Annotated in this window: 24 protein-coding genes; 5 read left to right on the forward strand and 19 right to left on the reverse strand. The window is 59.6% G+C overall.

Annotated features, from left to right (window positions below; genetic code table 11):
• Positions 1–34: 34 nt before the first annotated feature.
• Positions 35–1030: a bifunctional riboflavin kinase/FAD synthetase gene (locus QP995_RS04370; RefSeq protein ID WP_042388641.1), complete on the reverse strand. Its 996-nt coding sequence runs from the start codon at positions 1028–1030 to the stop codon at positions 35–37.
• Between the two features lie 64 nt (positions 1031–1094).
• Here QP995_RS04370 and truB point away from each other — a divergent pair, with 64 nt between their 5' ends.
• Entirely contained in the window at positions 1095–2081 is a 987-nt protein-coding gene (gene truB, locus QP995_RS04375) for a tRNA pseudouridine(55) synthase TruB (RefSeq protein ID WP_016422592.1), read from the forward strand.
• A gap of 16 nt (positions 2082–2097) precedes the next feature.
• Here truB and QP995_RS04380 read toward each other — a convergent pair whose 3' ends face one another.
• From QP995_RS04380 to rimP, 9 genes are all read right to left on the reverse strand, one after another.
• Positions 2098–2811 carry a 4'-phosphopantetheinyl transferase family protein gene (locus QP995_RS04380; protein ID WP_049170823.1) on the reverse strand — a complete coding sequence of 238 codons (714 nt, stop codon included), beginning with the start codon at positions 2809–2811 and terminating at the stop codon, positions 2098–2100.
• Positions 2790–4181, reverse strand: coding sequence for an MATE family efflux transporter (locus QP995_RS04385; RefSeq protein WP_502869794.1), 1392 nt, complete (start codon positions 4179–4181; stop codon positions 2790–2792). Before QP995_RS04385 ends, QP995_RS04380 begins: the two co-directional genes overlap by 22 nt.
• Positions 4182–4185: 4 nt before the next feature.
• Positions 4186–5247, reverse strand: coding sequence for a DHH family phosphoesterase (locus QP995_RS04390; protein ID WP_049170820.1), 1062 nt, complete (start codon positions 5245–5247; stop codon positions 4186–4188).
• A gap of 42 nt (positions 5248–5289) precedes the next feature.
• On the reverse strand, positions 5290–5721 hold the full coding sequence (gene rbfA / locus QP995_RS04395; protein ID WP_016422588.1) for a 30S ribosome-binding factor RbfA: 432 nt from the start codon (positions 5719–5721) through the stop codon (positions 5290–5292).
• A 361-nt stretch (positions 5722–6082) separates the two neighbouring features.
• Positions 6083–6811 carry a hypothetical protein gene (locus QP995_RS04400; protein WP_048733528.1) on the reverse strand — a complete coding sequence of 243 codons (729 nt, stop codon included), beginning with the start codon at positions 6809–6811 and terminating at the stop codon, positions 6083–6085.
• Between the two features lie 20 nt (positions 6812–6831).
• A complete protein-coding gene (infB, locus tag QP995_RS04405) occupies positions 6832–9660 on the reverse strand; it encodes a translation initiation factor IF-2 (protein WP_284852953.1) in 2829 nt (942 codons plus the stop codon).
• Between the two features lie 129 nt (positions 9661–9789).
• On the reverse strand, positions 9790–10182 hold the full coding sequence (locus tag QP995_RS04410; protein WP_016422585.1) for a YlxR family protein: 393 nt from the start codon (positions 10180–10182) through the stop codon (positions 9790–9792).
• 171 nt (positions 10183–10353) lie between these two features.
• Positions 10354–11340, reverse strand: coding sequence for a transcription termination factor NusA (gene nusA / locus QP995_RS04415; RefSeq protein ID WP_069358754.1), 987 nt, complete (start codon positions 11338–11340; stop codon positions 10354–10356).
• Positions 11337–11909: a ribosome maturation factor RimP gene (gene rimP / locus QP995_RS04420; RefSeq protein ID WP_069358755.1), complete on the reverse strand. Its 573-nt coding sequence runs from the start codon at positions 11907–11909 to the stop codon at positions 11337–11339. Before rimP ends, nusA begins: the two co-directional genes overlap by 4 nt.
• A 101-nt stretch (positions 11910–12010) precedes the next feature.
• On the opposite strand from rimP, the gene QP995_RS04425 reads away from it, so the two are divergent.
• Positions 12011–12976, forward strand: a complete 966-nt coding sequence (locus QP995_RS04425; RefSeq protein WP_284797461.1) for a DUF4439 domain-containing protein — start codon at positions 12011–12013, stop codon at positions 12974–12976.
• Here QP995_RS04425 and QP995_RS04430 read toward each other — a convergent pair.
• Entirely contained in the window at positions 12973–14745 is a 1773-nt protein-coding gene (locus QP995_RS04430) for a proline--tRNA ligase (RefSeq protein WP_016422581.1), read from the reverse strand. The two genes, QP995_RS04425 and QP995_RS04430, sit on opposite strands and share 4 nt — an antisense overlap.
• A 60-nt stretch (positions 14746–14805) precedes the next feature.
• On the opposite strand from QP995_RS04430, the gene QP995_RS04435 reads away from it, so the two are divergent.
• Positions 14806–15543, forward strand: a complete 738-nt coding sequence (locus QP995_RS04435; protein WP_042389272.1) for a YaaA family protein — start codon at positions 14806–14808, stop codon at positions 15541–15543.
• Here the strand turns inward: QP995_RS04435 and QP995_RS04440 are convergent.
• The 7 genes from QP995_RS04440 to mqo all read right to left on the reverse strand — a co-directional run bounded on the left by QP995_RS04440 (position 15540) and on the right by mqo (position 22412).
• On the reverse strand, positions 15540–15821 hold the full coding sequence (locus tag QP995_RS04440; protein WP_016422579.1) for a hypothetical protein: 282 nt from the start codon (positions 15819–15821) through the stop codon (positions 15540–15542). The genes QP995_RS04435 and QP995_RS04440 overlap by 4 nt on opposite strands.
• Positions 15814–16905: a uroporphyrinogen-III C-methyltransferase gene (gene cobA / locus QP995_RS04445; RefSeq protein WP_049170808.1), complete on the reverse strand. Its 1092-nt coding sequence runs from the start codon at positions 16903–16905 to the stop codon at positions 15814–15816. The genes QP995_RS04440 and cobA overlap by 8 nt, the downstream gene beginning before the upstream one ends.
• Before the next feature lie 10 nt (positions 16906–16915).
• Positions 16916–18292, reverse strand: coding sequence for a cobyrinic acid a,c-diamide synthase CobB (locus QP995_RS04450; protein WP_049170806.1), 1377 nt, complete (start codon positions 18290–18292; stop codon positions 16916–16918).
• Complete coding sequence (gene cobO, locus QP995_RS04455; RefSeq protein WP_042389270.1) at positions 18286–18906, reverse strand: cob(I)yrinic acid a,c-diamide adenosyltransferase; 621 nt, start codon at positions 18904–18906, stop codon at positions 18286–18288. The genes QP995_RS04450 and cobO overlap by 7 nt, the downstream gene beginning before the upstream one ends.
• A complete protein-coding gene (locus QP995_RS04460; RefSeq protein WP_241486360.1) occupies positions 18887–19564 on the reverse strand; it encodes a vWA domain-containing protein in 678 nt (225 codons plus the stop codon). The genes cobO and QP995_RS04460 overlap by 20 nt, the downstream gene beginning before the upstream one ends.
• A 106-nt stretch (positions 19565–19670) precedes the next feature.
• On the reverse strand, positions 19671–20822 hold the full coding sequence (locus tag QP995_RS04465; RefSeq protein WP_049194032.1) for a magnesium chelatase ATPase subunit I: 1152 nt from the start codon (positions 20820–20822) through the stop codon (positions 19671–19673).
• Positions 20823–20915: 93 nt separating this feature from the next.
• On the reverse strand, positions 20916–22412 hold the full coding sequence (mqo, locus tag QP995_RS04470) for a malate dehydrogenase (quinone) (protein ID WP_049170803.1): 1497 nt from the start codon (positions 22410–22412) through the stop codon (positions 20916–20918).
• Positions 22413–22575: 163 nt separating this feature from the next.
• Here mqo and QP995_RS04475 point away from each other — a divergent pair, with 163 nt between their 5' ends.
• Together QP995_RS04475 and mtr are read left to right on the forward strand one after the other, a co-directional pair.
• Entirely contained in the window at positions 22576–23616 is a 1041-nt protein-coding gene (locus QP995_RS04475) for an alpha/beta hydrolase (protein WP_049170801.1), read from the forward strand.
• Positions 23617–23683: 67 nt separating this feature from the next.
• Positions 23684–25123, forward strand: a complete 1440-nt coding sequence (gene mtr / locus QP995_RS04480) for a mycothione reductase (protein ID WP_049170798.1) — start codon at positions 23684–23686, stop codon at positions 25121–25123.
• Here the strand turns inward: mtr and QP995_RS04485 are convergent.
• On the reverse strand, positions 25120–26583 hold the full coding sequence (locus QP995_RS04485) for a cobyric acid synthase (RefSeq protein WP_049170796.1): 1464 nt from the start codon (positions 26581–26583) through the stop codon (positions 25120–25122). The two genes, mtr and QP995_RS04485, sit on opposite strands and share 4 nt — an antisense overlap.

Here is a 26583-nt window from a genome sequence, read left to right on the forward strand (position 1 = left end):
GACCGCAGTCACAGCCGACGTTTTACTTTAACAGCTAATCGGTCTTAGCCAAAATGGCTTCGGTGTCTGCCACGTCCTGGTTCATCCGGTCAATGAGCTCCTCGACCGAGTCGAACTTCTCCATGCCGCGAATCCGGTCGACAAACTCAACCTGCCCAGCGGTGCCGTAGAGGTCCGCATGACGGTCAATCACGTAGGCCTCGACCGTTCGATCAGTGTCTCCAAAGGTCACATTAGTGCCCACCGACACGGCCGCTGGGTAGCGCACCCCAAACTCGATATCGCCCTTCGGGTCCGGCTCCGGGCGGGCTGCCGTCGGCTGAACCGTGAACCATGCCGCGTAGACACCATCAGCCGGGATTGCCAGGCCCTCAGCGAAGTCAATATTGGCGGTCGGAAAGCCCAGCTGCGCTCCTCCACGCCCCTGACCTGGAAGAACATCACCATCGACACGGTAGAAGTACCCGAGACACGAGGCGGCTGCGGACACCGCACCGTCGGCAAGCAAACCGCGAATACGTGTCGACGAAACACGTTCGGTCGAGTCCGCGGCAGTGACGTCGAGAAGGTCGACGATGGTGACGTCGACCCCACACTTACAGCCGTGCTCCGGCATAGTCTCGGCGGTACCTGCGGCCTTCTGCCCATAGGTGAAGTTCTGGCCAACGAAGACGGCCTGTGCATTCAGCTTGTCGCGGACAACGGTGCGTACAAAGTCTTCTGCGGGGATGCTGGAGAAGTTCTTGTCGAAAGGCACGACAAGCATGGCATCGATTCCCTCCGCTTCTGCCAGCTCGGCGCGACGGGACACGGTGGACAGTGCCGGCGGCACCTTATCCGGGGCAAACAGCGCTACGGGATTGGGATCGAAAGTCATCAACAGCGACTTCACGCCACGAGCGCGAGCGTCACTGACCGCAGCAGCTATCAGGCGCTTATGCCCAAGATGAATACCATCGAACACTCCGATGGTTACGACCGTGTCCCCCAGGTCTTCGGGTGCATTGTCCAAGCCATACCAAATCTCCACAAAGAGCCAGTGTAACTGGTCACCGTTTAACACACCGCATATAGCGCAACATAGGATTGCGTCTATGACCGACTTCGATCCGATTGCAGACTCCGGCATTGTTATCGTCGACAAGCCCCAAGGCTGGACAAGCCACGATGTAGTGGGCAAACTCCGTCGCATCTTCCGCACCAAGAAGGTCGGCCACTCCGGTACCCTCGACCCAATGGCCACCGGTGTGCTCGTCCTCGGCATCGGCCGCGGCACCCGTTTCCTGCCACATGTCCACGCCGACACGAAGTCCTACCAAGCCACCATTCGACTCGGCGCTGCCACGCTTACCGACGACGCCGAAGGCGAGTTGCTCTCCGAATCCTCGGCGGCATCGGTGACTGATGAAATGGTTCGAGCGGAAATTGCGAAGTTCACCGGCACAATCATGCAAAAACCCGCGGCGGTATCAGCGGTGAAGATTGACGGTGTCCGCGCCTACGAGCGCATCCGCCGTGGTGAGAAGGTCGATATCCCTGCGCGCCCAGTGACGATCACCCGCTATGAGGTTCTGGACATCCGCCACGACTCCGATCCTTCGCGCCCCGGGGAGTGCATCGATATCGACGTGGAGGTCGACTGCTCTGCCGGCACTTTCATCCGCGCCCTAGCTCGTGACTTGGGGGATGCACTGAGAGTCGGTGGTCATCTCACTGCTCTGCGGCGTACTGCCGCCGGCGTTTTCACTATTGATGAGGCGTTGACTATCGACGAGCTCACGGCGAAGGCCGAGCAGTTCGACACCGCCCATCCAGAAATTGCGGAGATGCGACGCCCAGTCCCGGAGCGCGCCGCTTCCTTGCTGCCGATGAGTCTGGACGAGGCCTGCCTGCGTTGCTTTGATACCCGCGAAATTACTGAACAGCAGGCGGCTGATTTGGCTCAGGGCAAGTGGCTGGAGCCGATCGGAAAACCTGGAGTCTATGCGGCGGTGTCACCAACGGGAAAGGTTCCGGCGCTGCTCACAGAATCTGGCAAACGGGCTAAGACGGTCTTCGTGGTGCGCCCGGCCACGCTGTGACTACCTCTCAAGGATTTTAAGACTGCTCGAGCCACACCGCGGTTGCAACGATGCCTGCACCGCGAGCCCAGAAGCCTTTTACTCCGCAGAAGGCGTCGGGAATCTCACGGTGAAACGTTAGCTGTAAAGGTCCGCCTGTGAGTCCTCGGGAAAAACCTCGCGCTGCTATCCGTTTCTTTCGCAGTTGGACGGAGACTTCGTCGAAGTCTAGCCACTGCCCGACTATCGGCTCCCAGAGTTTGTACATTGATTCCTTGGCGCTAAATTGCACCAGCGGGTCAAGGCGTGCTTCGTCAGTGCGCAAGACTGCCTCGATGATTCCTAACTCTAGAGTCTGCTCGACCTCGACATCGATGCCAATCCCCTGCAGCTGTTCAGCGCTCGCGGACACGGCTGCCACGGCCCCGTCGCAATGGCTAATTGACCCCACGACTCCTCGCGGCCACAGCGGCGCTCCGGTGGTCGACATGCCAATCCCATGTGGGGCAGGCTCTCCTAGCCGTTGCACCGCCTCATGCGCAGCGAGGCGCCCTCGGGTGAAATCACGGATTCGAACAGGTGCTGCACTATCAGACAGCCTCAACTCAGCGCTACGGAGCTGCTGCAATTCCGCATCACTAAACGGACGCTCGGCATTGGAGTCAATAACTAGCCGGCTACCGGCGGGCAAATGCCTGGCCAGATACTCCTGGACGTCGGCAAGCACACTCATGCGCTGATGCCGTACCATTTCTCTCCACGGAAACGGGTAGCGACAAAGATTAGTCGCAGAATCATGAAGGCCAAGAGACCGCACCACACGCCGGTCAGCCCCCAGCCAAATGCCTGCGCCAGCCAGACCGGTGGGAGGAATCCGCACAGGACCGCGCTAACGGTGGCGTTACGGAGGAAGGCTGCGTCGCCGGCGCCGAGCAACACGCCATCGAGCGCGAAGACGACACCGCCGATAGGAATCATTGCGACAAGAATCCACCATGGTCCGGCGGTGACTGCGTCAATCACGCCTGTTGCGTCGGTAAAAATGCGGACGATGCTGGCATTACCTACTGCGAAAACAGCCGCTAGGCCGAGGGCAATGACGCTTGACCAGACCGTCACGCGCTTGCCAGTCCAGCGGGCAACGGCCGTGGAGCTACCGCCCAACGCTGCACCGACGAGCGTCTGTGCAGCAATCGCTAGCGAGTCGAGCACCAACGAAATCAGATTCCACAGTTGCAGCATGACCTGGTGCCCACCGAGCGTGGTCGGCCCAACGCGGCCAGCAACCGCTGCGGCGGAGAGGAACGCTACCTGGAAGGACAAGGAGCGAACGATGAGATCGCGGCCGAGGACCAGCTGGCTTTTGATAATGGCGCCATTCGGGCGCATGGAAAGCTTGCGGCTAGAGCACTCTTTGAAAAGACTGCGGAGGAACAGTCCGCCGGTAATCAATTCGCCGAAGAGAACGGCCAGCGCAGAGCCCTCGAGACCGAAGGCGCGGACCAGCGGCACAATCACAATGGCGGCCGGAACAAGGCCTGAGAGCACAAATAGCAGCGGCGCGCGGGTGTTTTGGATACCGCGCAACCAACCATTTCCAGCCTGCGCAATCAACGTCAGCGGAATGGCGAAGGCAGCAACTCGCAACCACTGCCCGGCATCATGAGCGACCTCCGGATGAGGAGCTAACCAACCGGTAAATACTGGTGCCAACCCCACGATGATGGCAAAGAGGCTAAGGCCCACAAAGATGGCGACCCACGTCGCTTGCAGTCCCTCTTCAACCGCCTCGTCCACGTTGCCCCTGCCAAAGGCTCGCGCTGATCGGGCGGTCGTGCCGTAAGCCAAGAAAGTAAGCTGCGTAGTTACCACAGAAAAAACCGTCGAACCAGCGGCAAGCGCCGCAAGCTGAACAGCTCCAAGCCGACCGATGACAGCCGTATCCAGCAGCACATAGAGTGCGGGCGCGGCAAGAACACCCAACGCTGGCAGCGCAAGCGAAACGATTGCGCGAAGGCTGACATCTGACTTCGCACTGTGCCCGGTTCGCTCTATGCCGGTTCGCTCTATGCCAGTTTGCTCAATCTCAGTGCGCTCCTGAGTTTCTCGCGAGTCCGACAATCCCCTAGGCCTCGCTCGTGCCTCGGCGTGCCTGGGCTGCGACATCGCTGGTGTCCAGGATGGCCTGCAGCAGCTCATCCTTGCTGCACTCCCGAGTCAGACCGGCGGCACGCTCGTGGCCACCGCCGCCAATTTCCAGGGCGACCTGGGAGACATCGACAAGCTCGCGAGAACGCAGCGAGACGGCCCACTGGTTTGGCTCATACTCCTTAAGCACGGCACAGACGTCGGCCGCATTAGTCGTACGCACAATGTCCACGACCGATTCAATCTCATCGTGGCCAACTTCGGCGGTCTGGTCGTGCTCAATGACGACGTGGATTAGGCCAGCGCCGTCGCCCCACTCGGGCACCAATGTCGCGGTGGAAAGCACCTTGCCCAGGAATGGAAGGTAGGCAAACGGATGTTCTTCCAGCAGCTGTGCACCAATCGTGCGCGGATTGAGCCCCTTATCCAGCAGGCGCGCCGCTGCAGTGTGCATGCGGGAATGGCCGAACTGGAACGATGCGGTGTCCGTCAACAGCCCTGCATAGAGAGCATGAGCCATCGGCGTGGTCAGCTTGATACCCCAGACACCAAAGAAGTCCAGGAGCACCATGGTCGAGGACTCTGCGCGTTCGTCAACCATGTTGACGGACCCAAAGCGAGTGTTGGTCGCGTGATGGTCAACATTGATAACGCGGTCGGAGGCCATCACGCGATCTTCCAGCGCACCGAGGCGCCCCGGGCTTGCGCAGTCGACAGTCACCCACGTGTCAATGTCTTCATCCAAGTCCGTGTACTCGACAAATCGCTCCCATCCGGGGATGGTCAGCAGCGACTTGGCTGGCAAATCGCTCTCACCGTAGCTGGCTACAGCCGAAATGCCACGCTGTACAAGTGCCATGACCATCGCAGATGCAGCACCAATCGCATCCGCATCGGGGTGAACATGGGCAATGACGCCGACCTTCTTGGCGTCGGCAAGCATATCCTGCATCTGCTGAATCGGCTTGGACATGCGGCGATTAATCGCCTGGGAAAGCTGGTGAGCTGCCTGCTCCTGAGCCTGCGGAGAAGTGGTCACGTGGGTGCCCCTTTCATCGATAGATGTGGCCGGTGGAGAGTTTTACTCCTCGTCGCGGTATGGGTTGGCATCGCCTGCGGGCTTTGCGTTTCTAGCCTGCTCAGCCAATTCCGCGTCGCGCGCGCGAGTCTTATCGAGCAGCTCCTCAAGGTGCGCGGAAATCTCCGGCACCGTGTCAACCTCAAAAGCCAGCGTCGGTGTGTAGCGCACACCGGTGCCACGACCGACCAGGGAACGTAGCTGCCCCTTCGCCTTTTCCAGCGCTGCTGCTGCCGACTCGTAGTCCGGTTCCTCGTCGAGCGTACGTCCGCGCACAGTGTAGAAAACTGTGGCGTCGTGCAAATCGCCGGTGACGCGGCAGTCGGTGATAGTCACAAACTCCAGCCGCCGGTCCTTAATCTCACGCTCAATTGCGCTGGCGACAATCTCCTGAATACGCTTGGACAGCCTGCGCGCGCGTGCTGGATCTGCCATTTTTGGCTACTCCCTATCTATCTCTACCTGTGCGTAACGATTCGTAGCTAGACCCCATTTAGCGTGGGGCCTGAAGTGCCCCTTCGCTGACAAAGACCCATTTGGGATCCGGCAAAACGGTTCAATACAAAGGACTGCTAATACTAACACGCAAAACACTACTCAACTTCGAACCGCATGTTTCGCGACTTCGCCCGCACCCGTTTACCGAGTGCAGTCAATTGCTTCGCCGCACGCTCGCCCTTTGTTATTAACCCATTAATCATCACGACAACACTGCCACCACCATCGATGTCATCGACGGCATGGGGAGTCGCTACTACGGAATTGCGCAGCTGAAACGCAGCCTACCCGTACGCTCTTAACGGCGCTCCACGAAGTTGTACATCGGTAACCCATTAACATGGGAGCAGTCAGGCAGTGAATCCATCACACTATCCTGCAATGGTGTTTCTCCCTCGATGCCGAAAATCCATTTAACCGCAGCATTACCTAGCTCCAGCGGATGGAAAAGGTAACTTACCTCACCATTTTTATCCTTGGGCGCCACACTGCCATGGGTTTGTTCCCATTCAGCCACATCCGTCGGATGTAGTACCTCGACGTGTTCACCGTTAGCGAACGGTACCTCAAAATCCAACAGTCGTCCAGAGCTGAAAAACCGCTGCATGTCAAAATCATAGTCTTCGCAGCTTGCTTCTAATTCCCTGGTAGGAGTCTTATAGTGGCAGAAATCGACAACACTATTGATGCACAGTGACCAACTTTCGCGAGGATCGTTCGCCAACGCTGGGTCCTCAATAAGGTCGTATACGTCGTCGGTCCCGAAAAGCAGCGTTGGCCCAAACGCTACCGCGTGGAAGTACCAATTATGACCATCCTCAATGGTTTCTTCGGAATCAAAGGCGAATTTCCCTGGCCAAATCTTGTCCAATTGCGCAAGAGTCTCCTCTGCGCTCGCAGGAGGATAATTCAAAATATTCGTTCGCGGCAGTTCATCTGAGAGTGCAAAGAGATTAGTTTTGAAGCCCATAACGAACACGATACGCAAAAAGGCGCTCCCCGAAGGGAGCGCCTTATCAAAGTTCACGCAGTGTTTAGCTTACGTTGCTACGTGCGCGGAACCTCGACCATCTCGTAGACCTCGATAACGTCGTCCACCTGGATGTCCGGGTAAGACAGCACCATACCGCACTCGTAACCGGCTGCGACCTCGGTAGCATCGTCCTTCTCTCGCTTCAGCGACTCGATAGTCGCCGAATCCGTAATGACGTTGCCGTCACGAACCAGGCGAGCCTTCGCGTTGCGGCGGACCTTGCCGGACTCGACCATACAGCCGGCGATGAGGCCAACTGCGGAGGACTTGAAGATGGCGCGAATCTCTGCACGACCAATCTCCTTCTCCTCGTAGACCGGCTTGAGCATGCCCTTCAGAGCAGCCTCAACATCCTCGATAGCACGGTAAATCACCGTGTAGTAGCGGATGTCAACGCCCTCAGCGTTGGCAACCTCTGTGGCCTTACCCTCGGAGCGAACGTTGAAGCCGATGATGACGGCGTCAGACGCAGCAGCCAGCGTGACGTTGGTCTGAGTAACAGCACCGACACCACGGTCGATGATGTTCAGTGCGACCTCGTCGTCGACCTCGATCTTGAGCAGGGCTTCTTCCAGTGCCTCGACGGTACCGGCGTTGTCGCCCTTCAGGATCAGATTGAGGGTGTTGGTCTCCTTCAGGATCTCGTCCAGGTTCTCCAGGGAGACGCGCTTGCGACGACGTGCTTGCAGCGCATTACGACGACGTGCGTCGCGGCGGTCTGCAATCTGGCGGGCCGTACGATCCTCGTCAACAACCAGGAGGTTGTCACCAGCACCCGGTACGGAGGTCAGGCCGAGCACCTGAACCGGACGGGAAGGACCGGCCTCATCGACGTCGTTGCCGTACTCATCGACCATGCGGCGAACACGACCATATGCGTCACCGACAACGATGGAATCACCGACGCGCAACGTACCGCGCTGAACGATAACGGTTGCCACCGGACCACGGCCACGGTCAAGGTGAGCCTCAATGGCGACACCCTGAGCGTCCATATCCGGATTGGCGCGCAGATCCAGCGAAGCATCGGCAGTCAACAGCACTGCTTCGAGAAGCTGATCGATGTTGAGACCTTGCTTAGCGGAGATATCGACGAACATAGTGTCGCCGCCCCACTCTTCGTCAGTGAGACCGTATTCAGTCAGCTGACCACGAATTTTCTGCGGATCTGCAGTTTCTTTATCAATCTTGTTGACTGCAACGACAATCGGCACATCAGCGGCCTTGGCGTGGTTAATAGCCTCAACCGTCTGCGGCATGACGCCGTCATCAGCTGCAACAACCAGAATCGCGATATCGGTCGACTTGGCACCACGAGCACGCATGGCGGTAAACGCCTCGTGACCCGGGGTATCCAAGAAGGTAACCTTGCGCTTCTCACCGTCGAGCTCCACCGGCACCTGGTAGGCACCGATGTGCTGGGTAATACCACCGGACTCGTGGCCACCGACGTTGGCCTTACGAATCGTGTCCAACAGGCGCGTCTTACCGTGGTCGACGTGACCCATCACAGTTACCACTGGCGGGCGCTGCTCCAGGTCCTCATCGTCGCCCTCGTCCTCACCGAACTGGAGGTCGAAGGACTCGAGGAGCTCGCGGTCCTCATCCTCAGGCGAGACGACCTGGACCTTGTAATCCATCTCGTCGCCGAGCAGCTGCAGGGTCTCGTCGGAGACCGATGCAGTTGCCGTCACCATTTCGCCGAGGTTGAACAACGCCTGGACCAGCGATGCTGCATCGGCGTTAATCTTCTCAGCGAAGTCAGACAGGGATGCACCACGTGCGAGGCGAATGGTCGTGCCCTTACCGTTGGGCAGCTTAACGCCGCCTACCACGGATGGTGCCTGCATTGCCTCGTACTCGTTGCGCTTCTGACGCTTCGACTTACGTCCGCGACGCGGGGCGCCTCCTGGTCGCCCGAATGCACCTGCAGTTCCACCGCGACGTCCGCCGCGACCACCGCGCGGTCCGCCACCCGGGCCACCCGGGCCGCGACCACGGCCGCCGAAGCCACCGCCACCGCCACCGCGGCTTGCCTTTGCAGGCATCTGCCCCGGGTTCGGGTGCGAAGGCATCATTGCCGGAGTCGGACGATTGCCGCTCGGCTTATTACCGCGGCCCTGTCCACCCTGCGGGCGAGGGCCACCCTGGCGTGCTCCCGGTTTCGGGCCCGGACGGCCGTTTCCACCCTGCGGGCGAGGGCCACCCTGGCGTGCTCCCGGCTTCGGGCCCGGACGGCCGTTTCCACCCTGCGGACGCGGCATGTTGGACGGCCGCGGTGCCGGACGGGAGGATCCGCCGGTCGAGAATGGGTTGTTCGCCACACGCGGTGCGCGTGCGCCTGGCTTCGGCCCTGGCTTCGGGCCAGCAGGCTTCGGCGGGCGTGGCATTTCTTGTCCCGGCTTCGGCGAACGGGACGGTGCAGCTGGCTTGGCACCCGGCTTTGCCGCCGCTGGTGCAGCAGGCTTAGCGCCTGGCTTAGCTGCTGGCTTGGCACCCGGCTTTGCCGCCGCTGGTGCAGCAGGCTTGGCACCTGGTTTTGCAGCTGGCTTGGCACCCGGCTTTGCCGCCGCTGGTGCAGCAGGCTTAGCGCCTGGTTTTGCAGCTGGCTTGGCACCCGACTTAGCAGCAGCCTTGGTAGTTGGGGCCTGGGCAGACGCGTCAGCACCTGCGCCAGCATTCTTCTCTTCGTAGACCTTCTTCATCTTCCTGACGACGGGTGGTTCCACCGTCGAAGAAGCGGTCTTAACAAACTCGCCCTGAGCCTTCAGCTCGGCGAGTAGTTCTTTGCTGGTGACCCCGAGCTGCTTAGCGAGCTCATGGACACGTAGCTTTCCGGACACTGCTCTCCTCACTAGTGGGGGCCGAGCAGCGCCCGATGGCGGATTTGTCCGCGCACCGAGAGCGCCTGCAGGGCTCCCTCTTATCTATTGCCGTTCATCGCTGATGCTTCATCGTGTGCTCATCAGTGTTCAGGTCTTTCTGTTGTCATTTTTCCTGCCTCCCTGCTTAGCGACACGCACATCGTCAGCGGGGGCGAAACCCTCCGCCGCTTCGTAGTGCGTGGCGATAAACTGTTTAACCGGAAACGCATCTACCTGCGTAGATACCTTCAGTGCGCGGCCAAATGCACGGCGCTTGTCGGCGATCTCCCAAGCCTTTAGTGTTGGGGTGATCCAGGCACCTCGCCCCTGCATCCGACGATGCGGATCAGCAACGACGGCTACTGAGCCATCTGAACGGGTGGTGGCGACAATGCGCAGCAGCTCCGAGCAATTGTGGCGCTGCTTAGTTGCGATACAGGTACGTGTGGGTGCAGGCGTATGAGTTGTCGAATTCGGGTTTAGCACCCGCGAAGTCGTCATACTCCTGACGCACCCACCTTCCTGCTAAAAAATTCAGCGCGAAAATTCGCATAGGAAAATCACGCCTTGTCGTTTGGCCACCTCCCAGCATAACCCGAAAAGGCGGAAAAGTGCCAACCCCCTAGGCACTTTCCCGCCACTTTCGCAACCGCTGGGACGCTGACGTTGTGTCTACTCCGCGTCGGAGTGGATATCGATTCGCCAGCCGGTCAGACGAGCCGCCAGACGGGCATTCTGTCCCTCCTTGCCGATAGCAAGAGAGAGCTGGTAGTCGGGCACCACAACGTGTGCACGGCGCTCGTCCATGTCCAGAATCTTGACACTAACTACCTTGGCGGGCGCCAGCGAGTTACCAACGAACTTCGCCGGATCCTCGTCGTAGTCGATGATGTCGATCTTCTCGCCCTTGAGCTCATTCATAATCGAGCTCACACGCTGACCGCGGGGCCCAATGCAGGCGCCCTTAGCGTTGAGGCCCTTGACCGTGGGGCGTACAGCAACCTTGGTGCGGTGACCGGCCTCGCGCGCAATGGAAATCAATTCCACTGCCCCATCGGCAACTTCCGGAACTTCAAGTTCGAAGAGCTTACGAGTGAGCTCCGGGTGCGTGCGTGACAGGTGAATCGCAACACCCCGCGGAGTCTTGTTCACACCGACGACGTAGCACTTGATGCGGTCACCGTGTTTGAGTTCCTCACCTGGCAGCTGCTCAGCCGGCATCAGAATACCGTCGCGGCCGTTGGCCTCCGAACCGATGTGGACGACGACAATGCCCTTTTCATTGGCATAGACATCGCGCTGGACCACGCCGGAAATGACCTGATTAGACAGGTCTGCGTATTCGTCGAGAACCTTATCGCTCTCCGCATCCCGCAGACGCGAAAGGATGGTCTGACGAACAGCGAATGCAGCGGTACGCTCGAAGTCCTCCGGAGTGTCGTCCCATTCGGAGATGAGATTGCCCTCGTCGTCTCGCTCCTGGGCAAAGACTATGACGTCACCGGTCTCACGGTCGATTTCGACGCGCGCATACTGTGCCGGTGCGGTGGTATTCCGGTAGCTTTCACGCAATGCTCGGGCGACCAGTCCCAGCATTTCGTCGACAGGAATACCCTTTTCCTTTTCCAAGGTTCGCAGGGCAGCTAGTTCAATCTTCACTTGTTATCCTCCAGCCTGGTCAAGGCATCGTCATAGTCTAGTCCCGCAAAATCTTTCTCGGCTGCGGGCGGATTAGAGAATTCAACTTGTACCACTGCACGGGCCACATTGGTTAATTGGACACGCTGACCAACAGCCTTCAAACGTCCCTTTGGCCCTTTAGAGGTAACGAGAATGATGGATTCTTCATCCGGCGACAGCGCACCAATGCGGGCTGCAATCGCGGAACCGTCGGCAAGCGAAATCTCCGCAATACGACCACGGTTACGACGCCAGTGCCGAGGCTGAGTCAGCGGTGCGTCAATACCAGGAGTGGAAACTTCCAAGGTGTAGCCCTGAGCGCCGAAGTCGGCTTCACCACGTGCCTCCGCGGCATCCAGAGCCGAAGATACTTCATGCGTGGCTTGTTCCAGAACATCGAGGTCAGGACGCTCATCTGCGTCAACCAACACAATGACCTGTGACTTTGCGCCGGCGCGAACGACCTTGACATCTTCCACATCCAGGCCGATTTGTGCGAGCGCCGGGCTCACAAACTGTTCAATTTTCTCGGGTGCGGGTATCGCCATAGTCGTAGAGTCTACAGGTCAAGTACTAGGAATTGCGCACCTGGGCGGTTTCCACACACCGCGTTGACACAAAGTGCCGCCCGCCGTGGCACCATAGTGAGGTGATTGTTGAACCTCCCGCCCCCAGTTTTGCTTCCGCATCGCATCGCACTCGTACTCTCTCGCGCCGTGGCTTCCTCGCTGCTGCCCTCGCCGTGGGATCACTTCCTGCGCTTTCCGCGTGCTCGCATCTGGTGGCACCGCGCCCCGATTACGCCATTGAGGTTCTCCATGCGCTGGCGGCGCGCGATTCACATTCGCTTATCGACGCCAATCCTGACCTCGCAGCTGTGCGCTCCGCGCAGGTAACCGAACTGGATAAGGAAATCACACGCGCCTGCGGTACCCACAAGGACGGTAAACCTGTCGATGAATGTGGCTCGGACGTAGCAGTCCCAGGATCCCTGGTTACCGGTTCCGACGCGAAGCTACTGCTCACGGACTCGCGAAACAATCCAGTACTGACGAAGGCTCTGGATTCACGCACGGCGCTGCGGGAGAAGCATGCTGCACGCCTTGCTACGGCTGTCGATGGTGGTATCGTCCTCGCTCTGCGTGTTGCGGGCGCTGCGTGGGAGGAGCTTGTCCCATTGATTCCCAGTGACAGGGATGAAATCTCGGGTGCCGAAGAACAGATGACTAAGGCACTGCAAGCCGAATACATGATGATTTACGGTGTCGGCGTAGCCGCACCACGTGTCGGAGGCGATACCACTACTGCACTTTTGGCCCGTGGCGAGCGCCACCGAATTTTGCGCGATCGTGCCCGACTAATTTTGGAGGATTCCGACGTTGAGGTGCCGGAGAGCGCACCTGGCTATATGCCGGAAGGCGCTCCTTCGCCAGATACGGCACCCGTCGATTACATGATTGCATTGGAGCGCTATTGTGCCCAGGCGTGGGAAGACGTATTGCTCGCTGCTAATAACCCTCGGATGCGTATGTTCGCACTGCAGGCAGCTGGCGTGGCTGCCGCCGGAGCGGCAGCGCTAGGTGGCAACAACTTGGAGCCGTTGCCCGGGCTCTAAGCCTTGCGAACCAGCTCCGCGACGTGAGCTGCAATGCCGTCAGCGGCGACCTCGTCGGTCTCGTTGGTCAGGCGGTTACGCAGCTCCACCTTGCCGTCCGCGTAGCCACGGCCAAAGATGACCACAAACGGCATACCCAGCAGCTCGGCGTCCTTGAACTTCACACCGGGGCTGACCTTCGGACGGTCGTCGAAAAGCACCTCAATGCCCTGCTGGCTGAGGTCTTCCGCCAGCTGTTCAGCGGCCTCAGCTGCTTCGGCGTTCTTGCCGGCCACAGCGATGTGAACCTTGTACGGTGCCGCGGCAACTGGCCACTTGAGGCCCTTTTCATCCAACTGCTGTTCCGCGAGGACAGCGACCAGGCGGGACACGCCAATGCCGTAGGACCCCATCGTCGGACGAGCACGCTTACCGTTGACATCGAGGATGTCGATTTCAAAGGCGTTGGTGTACTTGCGGCCCAACTGGAAAATGTGACCGATCTCGATTCCGCGCTCGATCTTTAGCGTGCCATGCCCCTCCGGAGCCGGGTCGCCGTCACGCACCTCTGCGACATCGCAAATACCGTCAATCTGGAAGTCGCGACCAGCGACCACATCGACGATGTGCTTGCCTTCCTCGTTGGCTCCTGTAATCCAATTTGTGCCCTCCGCCACGCGGGGGTCAGCTAGGACCTTCACACCGCGATCGGCGAGCCCCTGCGGGCCGACGTAGCCCTTGATCAGGAAGTCATTGGCTGCGAAGTCCTTGTCCTCCAGCAAGCGCGCCTCACCCGGTTCAAATGCGACTTCAAGACGCTTTTCATCGACCTCACGGTCACCGGGAACCAGGATTGCGGTGAGCTGTTCCGGCAGGGCGTTGCCCTCCTTATCGACCTTCTTCGGGTCGACGGCGACGAGAACGCACTTCAAAGTATCGGCAGCAGTGACCTCGCGTCCGAGGTCCGCACCATTGGCCCAATCAACAAGTGCTGCGATTGTGGTGCAGTTCGGAGACTCGTAAACCTTCGCCTCCGGTTGTCCCTCAATCGGCTGCGGTTCAACTGCCGGAATCTTCACGGCTTCCACATTGGCGGCGTACTCACCGTCGGTGGAGACTACGAAGGAGTCTTCGCCACTTTCGCTAACAGCCAGGAACTCCTCGGAGGCCGAACCGCCCATAGCGCCGGAGGTGGCGTGGCAGATTTCGTACTTAATGCCCAGCCGGTCAAAAATTCGCTGGTAGGCACCGCGGTGCTGCTGATAAGAATTCTCCAGCCCCTCGTCGTCCATGTCGAAGGAATAAGAGTCCTTCATCACGAACTCGCGGCCACGCAGAATACCAGCGCGCGGGCGAGCCTCGTCGCGGTACTTGGTCTGAATCTGAAACAGCGTCGTCGGGAAATCCTTGTAGGAGCTGAAAAGATCCTTGACAGCCAGCGCGAACATCTCTTCGTGCGTCGGCCCCAGCAGGTAGTCCGCGCCCTTGCGATCCTTCAGACGGAACAGCTCGGGGCCGTATTCGGTCCACCGATTCGTCGCCTCGTACGGTTCACGCGGGAGCAGTGCAGGGAATGCCAGCTCCTGTGCGCCAATGCCTTCCATCTCCTCGCGCACAACCTTCTCTACGTTGCGCAGAACCTTCAAGCCCAGTGGCAGCCAGGAGTACACACCAGGGGCAGTTCGCCGGATGTAGCCGGCACGGACGAGCAGCTTGTGGCTAGGGACCTCGGCGTCAGCTGGATCCTCGCGCAGTGTGCGCAGGAACAGCTGGGACATTCGCGTAATCATGAATGCTGATTTTACCCGTCGATCATTCTTCGCAACATGCGGGGCATTACTATGGTGCCCATGCTCGTAGTCCTACCCCCCTCTGAAACCAAAGCCACTGGTGGCAGCCATCCCGCAGTAGACTTTTCCTCGCTGAGCTTCGGCTCCCTCAACCCCATCCGCGAGCGCATTGCAGCCGATCTCGTGGCGCTAAGTGCGAACAGGGAAGCCGCGATGGAAACACTGAAGCTGGGGCCACGGCTTGCTGACGAAGTCACAGCTAATGCCGCGCTCCTAGAGTCGCCGACCATGCCGGCTCTCGAGCGTTATACCGGGGTGCTCTACGACGCACTCTCCCCCAGCGATTTGCCGGAAACCGGCCGTGCTCGACTCGCCATCGGGTCAGCGCTCTTCGGTGTCATTGGCGGGGACGACCTCATCCCCCACTACCGTCTCTCTGGTACGGTCAAGCTCCCCTTCGCGGATCAGCCTGCCGACGCGGCTCCCACAATGAAGCGCCGTTGGGGTACCGCCATCACCGAGGCTCTCAATGATGTCGACTTCCTCATCGACCTTCGTTCCGGCACCTACGCCAATTTGGGCAAAGTCAAGAGCGCGACAACGATGACCGTGCTCACCGCCGAGGGCAAAATCGTCAGCCACTTCAACAAGCACTACAAGGGCCTATTTGCCCGCGCCATCGCCCTTTCCGACACGACACCGACCTCCCCCACAGAGGCCGTCGACATCGCACGCGCCGCAGGATACGACGTCTCGCTTGACGACGACACCCTCATCTTCCGCGTCCCGGAAAACTAAATGTCGTCGTTGTAGCGCTTTCGGCCTGCCACAATGGCGGCAATCAGAGCGATAATAGCGATGAAAATGCTGTCGTATCGCGATCCTTCTCCGCCGAGGAGAAGGAGTCGGAAGATGATCATGGTTCCGAGGTAGAACACCAGGAAGGTCGCAGCGCCCATCCAGATGGCGCTACGCAGCTGATCGTCGGCAAGCAGTCGGGTAACAAGCCCTGCCTTTTGCTGCTCTGGCTCACGCTTCCTCGACTTGTTGTTGCTCAACTTGTTGTTCTTACTCATCGCCCTCATCCAGACCGGCGACTTCACCGATGACGATAACCGCGGGCGGCTTGATTGCCTCTTCGACCATTTTCTCGCCAAGCTCGCCGAGTGTGCAGCGTAGCGACCTCTGATTCGGCAGCGTGCCGTCCTGGATGACCGCAGCCGGAGTCTTCGGGCTGCGGCCGGCCTTCATCAGAGCCTCGGCAATCTTTGGCCCGTTCTTAACTCCCATAATGATGGCAATAGTGCCGTGCATCCGGCCCAGCGCATCCCAATTGACCAGCGATTTCCTGTGCCCCGGTGGGACGTGACCGGACACAACAGTGAATTCATGGTTGACGCCACGCATAGTAACTGGGATGCCAATCGTCCCCGGTACCGCCAGTGCTGAAGTAATACCCGGCACAACGCGAACCGGTACCCCAGCCTTCTGCAGCTCCTGAAGCTCTTCAAAACCGCGGCCGAAGATGTACGGATCGCCACCCTTGAGCCGGACCACAAAGTAGCCCTCACGGGCACGATGAACTAGCAGTTCATTGATGCGCTCCTGAGCCATGGCGCGGCCGTAAGGAAGCTTGCCGGCATCAATAATCTCGACATCCGGCTCCAAGTCACCGAGCAGCGACAGTGGACCGAGGTGGTCTGCAACGACAACGTCGGCAAGCCGGAGCAAGCGACGCCCCTCAACGGTAATCAGACCGGGGTCGCCCGGGCCACCGCCTACGAGTGCGACCTGACCAGCGAGGTCCCCAGCGCGCGACGCGCGACGGCCGGTCAGCGCCACAGGAGTAAGCGGGCTGGAAGCCCCGGTTTCATCGTCGACGAGAATACCTCGGCGGTGTCCCTCTAGAGTCACCTCACGCAACAACGCCTCGTCACAGCAGACCATGAGAGCCTTGCCCCAGCTCATCGCCTCGGTAAAACCGGTGCGGGTCAAAGTAATACGGCCGTCTGCAGCCCAGGCCTCAATCGCAGTTGTTACTTCCCCACCTTCACACACAGTGACATCAGCGCCAGAGTCCAACAGCCGAGGAATCACGCGCTCTGCAGCCGTGGAACCGCCAATCACCAACACACCGTAGTCTTTGAGAAGCAAACTCATAGCTAACACTTTACCCGGCGCACGAAGCGACAAAGCGACTGACGTTCCCCGGCGCACCCGCCGGATGAACATGCAGGTAACCGGCATGAATCCGCCCAGACTCGGAAACGAAGCCGTCGCGAACTGTTTCGCCTTGATATCCACGCCAACCCCAGGCTGGTTGCCACCCGGCCGCAGCAGCGACACTTGCGGTGTCATCGGTTAGGGCTGTCTTGTGGAACTCGTGACCGCGCACGCGCGTTCCTACCGGGCACAGCACAGAATCAGTCAGCGCCACAGCCTCCCGGTACCCCAGCTTCAACCGTGCCATGTGCGCTCGCCCCGGGATGATGCCACACATACGGCGCCCACCGAGATCTTCAAGCAGCCAGAGCAGCCCCGCGCATTCGCCGTGGATCAGCGCACCATCGTCGGCAGCCTGACGTAGATCGCGGCGAATGTCATCACGAATAGATAGCGCGTCGGCATGCTCTTCTGGGAATCCACCGGGCACGATGTAGCCTTCGGCTTCCGGCAGTTCGTCAACCAATGGGTCGAAATCCACGACCTCGGCTCCAGCGGCCTGCAATAGCTCACGGTGCTCTGCATAGGTAAACGAGAACGCAGGACCCGCCGCGACCGCTACACGCACGCGGCGCTGAGTAGCCAGCGGTACAACGAACTGTGCGGGGTTCCATGGTTCAGCTGGATAGGGCTGCCGGGCAAGCTGGATAATCCGGTCTATGTCGATGTAGGTCTCCACCAAGTTGGCCATCGATTCAATGACCGCTTCTAGCTGCTCACCCTGCTCGACTGCAGTGACCAGCCCCAAATGCCTGCTGGGCACCTCAATATCAGTCACTCGCGGAATAGCGCCGAGCACCTCGACCCCCATGGTCTCCACAGAACGGGTAATGATGTCCGCATGCCGCGGGCTGCCCACCTGATTAATAATCACGCCACTGACACGGACGTCAGTGCGAAGCGTGGAGAAACCGTGGACAACAGCCGCCGCCGACTGCGACATATGCCGGGCATCAATCACCAACACCACCGGAAGTCCCAACAGTGAGGCAATCTCAGCCGTCGAGCCCTCCACCGATAGCGGGTCGTCACCAATGCGGCCGTCGAAAAGCCCCATAACCCCTTCGACCACCGCAATATCGCTGTCGGCAGCTCCATGTGCGTAGAGCGGCCCAATCATCTCAGGCGCGCACATAAAGGAATCCAGATTGCGGCCGGGACGACCAGCGGCTACCCCGTGATAGCCAGGATCAATATAGTCGGGTCCGACTTTGAAAGGTGCCACCGCGTGACGGCGCGACAGTGCACGCATCAGGCCCGTGGAGATTGTCGTCTTTCCCGTGCCTGATGCTGTCGCCGCGATGACAATTCCAGGCGCTACCACTCGATGCCCTTTTGTCCCTTACGTCCGACATCCATCGGGTGCTTAATCTTGGTCATCTCCGTCACCAGATCCGCGACCTCCACGAGCTTCGGATCCGCATCGCGGCCAGTCATCACCACATGCTGGCGGCCGGGACGGTTCCTCAATGTCTCCACCACATCGTCGACATCAATCCAACCCCACTTGATTGGGTAGGTGAACTCGTCGAGCACGTAGAAGTCGTGCACCTCATTTTCCAGGCGGCGTTTAATCTCCTGCCATCCCTCGGCAGCAGCTGCCGCATGGTCCTCCTCAGTGCCCTGCTTACGCGACCAAGACCAACCTTCGCCCATCTTGTGCCATTCGACCGGGCCGCCTTCCCCCGTGTCGTCGTGAAGCTCGCCCAACCGGCGCATGACAGCTTCCTCGCCAACCTTCCACTTTGCCGACTTTACAAACTGGAAGACACCGATATTCATCCCCTGATTCCACGCGCGCATCGCCATACCGAATGCCGCGGTGGACTTGCCCTTACCTGGGCCCGTATGCACCGCAGTAATCGGAATCATGCGACGCTGCCTGGTGGTCAGTCCATCGTTGGGAATTGATTTGGGGTCAAGCTTTCCTTGTGCCATGGTCTCGATGATAGGCATGGACCACGCCCGCCACGGCTTCGGCATTGAGTTCGGAGAGATTTATGCAGGTCGCACCCAATTCCACGCTGAGTTCCTGTGCCAGCCCCAGCCGCACGCGAGAGCGCTCACAGTCGATAACCACCGTCGCCGCCAACGCTTGACGACGGATCTTTGCGGCCACAGCCCTCGCCTGCTGCAGGCCATTTTTACCCGTTGCTCGGCCGTCGGAGAGCAAGACCATGATTGCGCGCCGTGTGGGCTCCCTATGGGCTTCCCGAACTACCACTTCGTGTGCCTTCAGCAATCCTTCGGCCAATGGAGTTCGGCCACCAGTGCGGACATCTGCGAGGCGACGTACTGCGGTGTCGATAGACTTCGTCGGCGGTAAAACTAATTCGGCGTTATTTCCGCGGAAAGTAATGACAGCGACTTTATCGCGGCTTTGGTAGGCATCACGCAGCAGCGCAGTGACCGCGCCGGTGACGGCTGCCAGACGGTCGCGTGCTGCCATGGAACCCGAGGTGTCCACGACAAAGACGACCAGATTGGACTCAGTTCCCTGTCGAATAGCGCCGTGAACGTCCTCCGGTTCCAGGGGAATCATGGAGTCGCCCATGCGGGCGCCACGATTGGCCGCCGCCAGCACTGTCGCCGGCACGTGGAGACCATGGCCTCCCCGCTCGGCACCAATGGTGCTGCCCCGCGGGCCAATGGCCTTGGAACGCCGACCGGAATCCCCTTGGCCGACACCGTCAACGCTGATTTTACGAACGGCGAAAGGGGGCGCCTTCAGCGGCGCGACCTCCCTTCGATCCCGAGGAATTCGACTGTTGTGGCTCCTGAGGTTCGGAGTTGGAGTCGAACTGGGAGACCTGCTCAGCATCGGGCTCTGGATCCGACTCCGGACTCGACTCTGGCTGATTCTGGTCATCTCGGAACTGCTCCTCTGCATCCTGCAGAGCATCGTCGAGCTGTTCCTGGTCCAGTCCTGGTTCATCAAAGGGGTCACGGCGACGACGGTGCGGCAGTGCCATTTCCGCAGCTACCTTAATGTCTTCCGCAGTGATCTCAATTGGATTGCCGGGTGCCGGCTGCGCCGACTCGTCCCCGGCTACTCGCCAGGCAGCGTGAGCGCGGGCGGTACGTGCAATGACGATGTCGGCACGCATCCCGTCCACATCAAAAGCAGCGCACACTGTGGCAATTTGACCAAGAATGTTGGGGGTCAATTCGACGTCGTCAAGCAGTGCGCGCGCGCGATCGATGCGAGCGTGTAGCGCATCGTCGTCGGCGGCGAACCGCGCGACAAAGCTCTCCGGGTCGGCGTCAAAGTCGAGGCGGCGGGCGACGATTTCCGCGCGGACAGCCGGATCCTTGGATGCGGTGACGTCGATGGCGAGACCAAAGCGGTCGAGAAGCTGGGGACGCAATTCGCCCTCTTCCGGGTTCATCGTGCCGACCAACACGAACCTGGAGGTTGCGGAGTGCGAGATACCATCGCGTTCAACAACCACGCGACCGGTGGCTGCGGCATCGAGCACGGAGTCAACGAGATGATCCGGCAGCAGGTTAATCTCGTCGACATAGAGAATGCCACCGTCAGCCGCGCTGAGTAGTCCCGGATTGAACTGTGCGTGTCCGGTAGTCAGGACGGTCTCCACATCGATGGAGCCTACGACTCGATCTTCCGTAGCGCCGAGTGGCAGGTTTACCAACGATCCGCTGAGAAATGGCGCCAACGCGCGGACCGTAGTGGTCTTGGCTGTGCCCTTCTCACCGCGGATGACGACACCACCAATCTCCGGGGATAGCGCGGTCAGAATCAACGCAAGCTGTAGTCGCTGCTGCCCGACGATCGCAGTAAAAGGAAAAGTGGGCTCTGTTTGTGCAGTGGTCGCTGACGTGATTTTTTCCATAAGCACAGTTCTACCCCACTGCAAGCGGATGGCTCACAGCGGGGTAGAACAATGTTGGCTTAATTGAACTCTCTGAAGCTCTTCAGTGAGTTACTAGCGCTCCAGCTTCAGGGTCTTCTGGGAAGCCTCCCAGACCTCCTTGAACAGAGCCGGGTCATCAGCCAGGTGCGTACCGTAGGACGGGACGAGCTCCTTCAGCTTCGGGGCCCACTTGCCCATGTGACGGCCGAAGCAGCGCTCAATCAGGCTAATCATCACAGCCGGAGCGATGGAAGCGCCCGGGGATGCACCCATCAGGCCGGCAATGGTGCCGTCCCACGAGTTGATGACCGCGGTACCGAACTCGAGGGTACCGAAGACCGGAGCCTTCATCGGCTTAATGACCTGGACGCGCTGACCAGCGACGATCAGCTCCCAGTCCTCTGGGCGAGCGTTCGGGACGTACTCACGCAGGGACTCAATACGTGCGTCGAAGTCCTTCAAAACCTCAGTAATCAGGTACTTGGTCAGCCCCATCTCCTGGACACCAACACCCATCATGGACGGCAGGTTGGCCGGACGCAGGGACTTAATCAGGTCCAGGTTGTTACCGTTCTTGAGGAACTTCATGTTCCAACCGGCGTACGGGCCAAAGAGCAGGCCGCGCTTGCCGTCGATAACACGGGTGTCCAGGTGCGGAACGGACATCGGCGGCGTGCCGACGGAAGCCTTACCGTAGACCTTGGCGTCATGCTTAGCAATGACTTCCTCGTTGGTGCAGCGCAGCCACTGGCCGGAGACCGGGAAGCCACCGAAACCGCGAATCTCGTTAATACGAGCCTTCTGCAGCAGCGGCAGTGCGTCACCGCCGGCACCGACGAATACGAAGTTGGCAACCAGGGTGCGAACGTCCTTGGTGTGCAGGTTCTTCACGGTGACGATCCACTTGGAACCGTCGCGCTTCAGACCGGTGACCTCGTGTCCGTAGCGAATCTCAGTACCCATATCGGACAGTGCGGCCAGGTACTGCTTGGTCAGTGCACCGAAGTTAACGTCCGTACCATTCGGGTTACGAATAGCGGAGACCGGCTTGGAGAAGTCACGACCCTCGGACATCAGCGGAAGGTACTCAGCGAAACGGTCCGGATCCTCAATGAGCTCCTGACCGTGGAACAGTGGCTCCTTCTCAAGTGCCTCATAGCGACGACGCATGAACGCCATCTGCTCCGGACCCTGAGCGAAGGTGGTGTGATCAACTGGGTTGATGAATTCCTTCGGGTCAGTCAGGGTGCCGTTTTCAATCAGTGAGGTCCACAGCTGGCGGGAAACCTGGAACTGCTCATTAATGAGCTTAGCCTTGGTGACATCGACCTTGCCGTTCTTCTCCGGCGTGTAGTTCAGCTCGCACAGAGCAGAGTGGCCGGTACCAGCGTTGTTCCACGGGGAGGAAGACTCCTTGGCGGGCTGATCGAGACGCTCGAACAGAACCTGTGACCAGGATGGCTCGAGCTCCTTGAGCAGCACACCCAGCGTCGCACTCATTACACCTGCACCGATGAGGACGACGTCTACCTCGTCGCCACTGGAAGCAGGAAGCTTGTTATCAGCCATTTTGCTGTCAACATCCTTACTAACTTGATTAGTGATTCAAACTAGCGCTCGCTCACATGCGCGCACACAACTAAAGACGCAAAAGAGAGCTACCGTCTCAGTCCATAATCTATTGTGGCACACATTCCCACTACCCCCGGTAATCGGCGCTAGGCTTGACCCTGTGACTACCGATATTCCCGATTTCGTTACCCCCACCTTTAACCCCGATAACCTAGGCGAAGACTACAGCCAACATGTCATCGAACTCGGCCAGGATCCCGACGGTGAGGGATCCGTACACGCGGTATTGGTCCGCTACTGCCCCGACTCGTCGGCAAGCGACTTCCAAAAACGTCCGGCGGTTCTATGGATTCACGGGATGTCGGACTATTTCTTCCAGAAGCACGTGGCGGAGCGGTACCACGCCGAAGGCTACGCCTTTTACGCTATTGACCTGCGTAAGTGCGGGCGCGCACACCAACCGGGGCAGACTTGGCATGGCTGCAGCGATCTAACGAATTACTTCGAGGATCTCAACAGGGCACTCGCAGTGTTAGACCACGCCGGTCATACAACTGTCACTGTTAATGCGCACTCCACTGGTGGTCTCATTGCCGTGCTCTGGCTCGATTGGTTACGAAGCACAGGCGGCCATTGCCCGCAAGCACCCAATATTTCCGTCACAGCTGCCGTCTTGAACTCACCGTGGCTGACTCTGCACGTTTCCCGGGCAAAGGCTCCCGTGTACTCGCTGGTGACTCGCGTTATGTCGCGGATTCGCCCTAACAGTCTCATTCCGGTGCAGTCTGCGGGCGGCTATGGCAAATCCATTAGCGCCGACCACCAGGGACGCTGGGAGTACAACCGCACTTTCAAGCCGCTGGCTGGCCATGACAAGAACTGGCGTTGGCTCAATGCCATCATCGTCGGCCAGCAACGTGTCAGCCGCGGTATCGATACCGGCGTGCCGACGCTCGTTCTCCACTCGGACAACTACCTTCTCGGTTCCGACTACACACCGGAACTCAGCCGCGTTGACTCTGTCCTCAACACTGAGCAAATTGCCGATGCCACTGCCCACTTGGGACCGCAGGCTCGCAACGTCGCGATTCCGGGTGCTCTCCACGACGTGTATCTCTCCGCACCCGAAGCACTAGACCGCGCTTTTAATGAGACATTCCAGTTCCTTGCCACAGTCAATCCAGGAGACAGCTCAAAATAGGAGCACAGAATAGGAACTCGGAATAAATCAGCATTCAGTACGGTTGAACCAAACTAGTTTGACCAGAATGCTAGGAGTGCTTGTGACCACTGAGAATTCGCCTGAGACTACCCCACGCCACTACGACGTCATCATTATCGGAACCGGGTCCGGCAATTCCATTCCAGCCCCGGCCTACGACAATGTCCGTATCGCTCTGGTGGAGGAAGGACGTTTCGGCGGTACTTGCCTCAACGTTGGGTGTATTCCCACCAAGATGTTCGTTCTGGCCGCTGATGCCGCCCGCAACATCCGCGAGGCCAGCCGCCTGGGCGTGCACGGCACCTTCGACTCCGTTGATCTCAAGCAAATCCAGGATCGCGTTTTTGCCCAGCGCGTCGACCAGATTGCCGACGGCGGCGAGGCATACCGCCGCGGGGACGAGACTCCCAATATCGATGTCTACGACCGCCACGCAACGTTCGTCGGCCCTCGCACTATTCGCACCGGCATCGGCGAGGAAACCGTCGACATCACAGCCGACAACATCATCATCGCTGCAGGCTCCCGCCCTCACGTTCCGGGCCTCATCGCAGACTCCGGGGTCGATTACTACACCAACGAGAACATCATGCGCGTCGACAAGCTTCCGCGCGAAATGATCGTCGTCGGCGGCGGCTACATCGCTAGCGAGTTCGCGCATGTCTTCGCATCCTTCGGCACGAAGGTGCACATGCTGGTGCGCTCCGATGTCATGCTGCGTGGCTCAGACGCCGCTATCTCCGAGCGCTTCCACGAGGTTGCCTCCCGCGACATTGACATCCGTATGAACACCTCCATCACTGAGCTCTCCCAGGAGGGCGAGATCGTCACGGTCACGCTTGACGACGGCACGGAGCTCGCAGCCGATGCCCTGCTCGTGGCAACCGGACGCATCCCCAACGGTGACCGTATGGACCTTGCAGCCGGTGGTGTGGCGATGCACGACGATGGTCGCATCAAGGTTGACCAGTACGGCCGCACCTCTGCCGAAGGTGTGTGGGCGCTGGGCGATGTCTCTAGCCCGTACCAGCTGAAGCATATTGCCAACCATGAGGCCAAGGTTGTCTTCCACAACGTGCTGAATCCGTCGGACCTGCGCGAATTTGACCACCGCTACATTCCGTCGGCAGTCTTCTCACATCCGCAGATTGGTCAGGTCGGTATGACCGAGGATGAAGCTCGCGCCTGGGCTGCGGAAAATGGCACGGACATTACCGTGAAGGTACAGAACTACGGCGATGTCGCCTACGGCTGGGCGCTGGAGGATCGCGATGGCTTTGCCAAGTTGATTGCGGACCGCGCCACCGGCCGCCTGCTGGGTGCGCACTTCATCGGCGAGCAGGCTGCCACTCTAGTGCAGCAGTGCATCCAGATGATGAGCTTCGAGATGGATGTGCGCGAAGTTGTCAAGGGCCAGCACTGGATTCACCCAGCACTGCCAGAGCTGATTGAAAACGCAATCCTGGGCCTGGAGTTCGATAACTAGCCCAGCTGTTCAATACCTGTGGCCTGGGCCAATGCGGGCCCAGCCAGGTACTCCTCGACTGCATCGGCCAACAGGTCGATCTGCCGCAGCCGTTCTTCGGCAAACGAAGTATTAGAGCTGACCTCAAAGCCGTCTCGACCGACGGCAACTGCGACTTCGCTCAGCAACTGACGGCGCGCCTGATCATTTTCCAGGTAGCCGTGGCGGTGCGTACCCATCACCATGCCACGCCGCGCCCCTTCTTCAGGCTCAGTGATAAAGGGCGCCTCGCTGCTTCGCACAACCTGTCCATTGTGGACTTCGTAAGAGCCATCCGGGTGGCTCACCAGCGTCTTCGTCCCCGCGAATTCAATGTCGGTATCGAACACTCCAAGCCCGTTCACTGTCCCGGCTACCGACTCCACCGAGTCAGTGATGGTGGTGCAGAGCATTTGGAACCCACCGCAGATGCCAATCAGCGGCAACCCCCGGGCAGCTCGGTTCTCCAGCACGTCGTCAAGCCCACGCTCGCGCAACCACTTGAGATCGGCGACCGTCGACTTCGTCCCGGGCAACACGACCAGGTCGGCGCGAGCAACGACCGACGGATCGACCGTCCACTGCACGTGTACCCCTGGTTCACAGGCAAGCGCTTCGATATCGGTGGCGTTGGACACGCGCGGCAAGCGAATGGCGGCCACGGACAACGTTTCCGTACCCAGCGGTGCGTTCGCCGGCCCTACCGACGCACCAGCGACTGTACCGAGCGAATCCTCCGCATCGATCCACAGCCCCGGAATAAAAGGCACTACGCCGAGTACGGGCACGCCGGTGTGCTCGCGCACCACGTCCAATCCCGGTGTCAACAGCGAAACATCGCCCCGGAACTTGTTGACGATAAAACCGGTAATCCGCGCGCGGTCTTCGCGGCTCAAAATTGCATGCGTGCCGACGAAATGTGCAAGCACCCCACCGCGGTCAATGTCACCGGCGACCACAACCGGCAGATCAGCGAGCTCTGCCAACCCCATGTTGGCGATGTCTGACTCTCGCAGATTGACCTCGGCAGGACTACCAGCGCCTTCACACAGGACGACATCGAACTGCCCCCGCAACTCTTCCAATGTCTCCGCAACTACTCCGCGCAGCGCTTTTCTCCGCGACCGGTACGTCAGAGCGCTCACATGCCCATCGGCTTTGCCCTTGACCACCACCTGACTGGTGTGGTCCGAGCCCGGCTTGAGAAGCACCGGGTTAAAGGAGACATCCGGCTCCAGCCCACAGGCCAACGCCTGTAGAGCCTGCGCGCGCCCAATCTCGCCGCCGTCGAGCGTGACAGCGCAATTGTTGGACATGTTCTGCGCCTTGAAGGGCGCGACCTTCACGCCGCGGCGCGCGAGTAGCCGACACATGCCGGCGACCAGAACCGACTTACCGGCATCTGAGGTGCAGCCGGCAATCAGAGCTGCAGGGGCCTGCAC

This window comes from Corynebacterium sp. MSK032, assembly GCF_030232065.1.
Taxonomy (GTDB): domain Bacteria; phylum Actinomycetota; class Actinomycetes; order Mycobacteriales; family Mycobacteriaceae; genus Corynebacterium; species Corynebacterium jeikeium_D.

What these genes read in the sequence shown, in the direction of transcription:
- truB (WP_016422592.1), top strand. Translation starts at nt 1,095, where the DNA reads ATGACCGACTTCGATCCGATTGCAGACTCCGGCATTGTTATCGTCGAC.
- QP995_RS04380 (WP_049170823.1), bottom strand. Translation starts at nt 2,811, where the DNA reads ATGGTACGGCATCAGCGCATGAGTGTGCTTGCCGACGTCCAGGAGTAT.
- rbfA (WP_016422588.1), bottom strand. Translation starts at nt 5,721, where the DNA reads ATGGCAGATCCAGCACGCGCGCGCAGGCTGTCCAAGCGTATTCAGGAG.
- QP995_RS04410 (WP_016422585.1), bottom strand. Translation starts at nt 10,182, where the DNA reads ATGACGACTTCGCGGGTGCTAAACCCGAATTCGACAACTCATACGCCT.
- rimP (WP_069358755.1), bottom strand. Translation starts at nt 11,909, where the DNA reads ATGGCGATACCCGCACCCGAGAAAATTGAACAGTTTGTGAGCCCGGCG.
- QP995_RS04430 (WP_016422581.1), bottom strand. Translation starts at nt 14,745, where the DNA reads ATGATTACGCGAATGTCCCAGCTGTTCCTGCGCACACTGCGCGAGGAT.
- QP995_RS04435 (WP_042389272.1), top strand. Translation starts at nt 14,806, where the DNA reads ATGCTCGTAGTCCTACCCCCCTCTGAAACCAAAGCCACTGGTGGCAGC.
- QP995_RS04440 (WP_016422579.1), bottom strand. Translation starts at nt 15,821, where the DNA reads ATGAGTAAGAACAACAAGTTGAGCAACAACAAGTCGAGGAAGCGTGAG.
- cobA (WP_049170808.1), bottom strand. Translation starts at nt 16,905, where the DNA reads ATGAGTTTGCTTCTCAAAGACTACGGTGTGTTGGTGATTGGCGGTTCC.
- cobO (WP_042389270.1), bottom strand. Translation starts at nt 18,906, where the DNA reads ATGGCACAAGGAAAGCTTGACCCCAAATCAATTCCCAACGATGGACTG.
- QP995_RS04465 (WP_049194032.1), bottom strand. Translation starts at nt 20,822, where the DNA reads ATGGAAAAAATCACGTCAGCGACCACTGCACAAACAGAGCCCACTTTT.
- mqo (WP_049170803.1), bottom strand. Translation starts at nt 22,412, where the DNA reads ATGGCTGATAACAAGCTTCCTGCTTCCAGTGGCGACGAGGTAGACGTC.
- mtr (WP_049170798.1), top strand. Translation starts at nt 23,684, where the DNA reads ATGCTAGGAGTGCTTGTGACCACTGAGAATTCGCCTGAGACTACCCCA.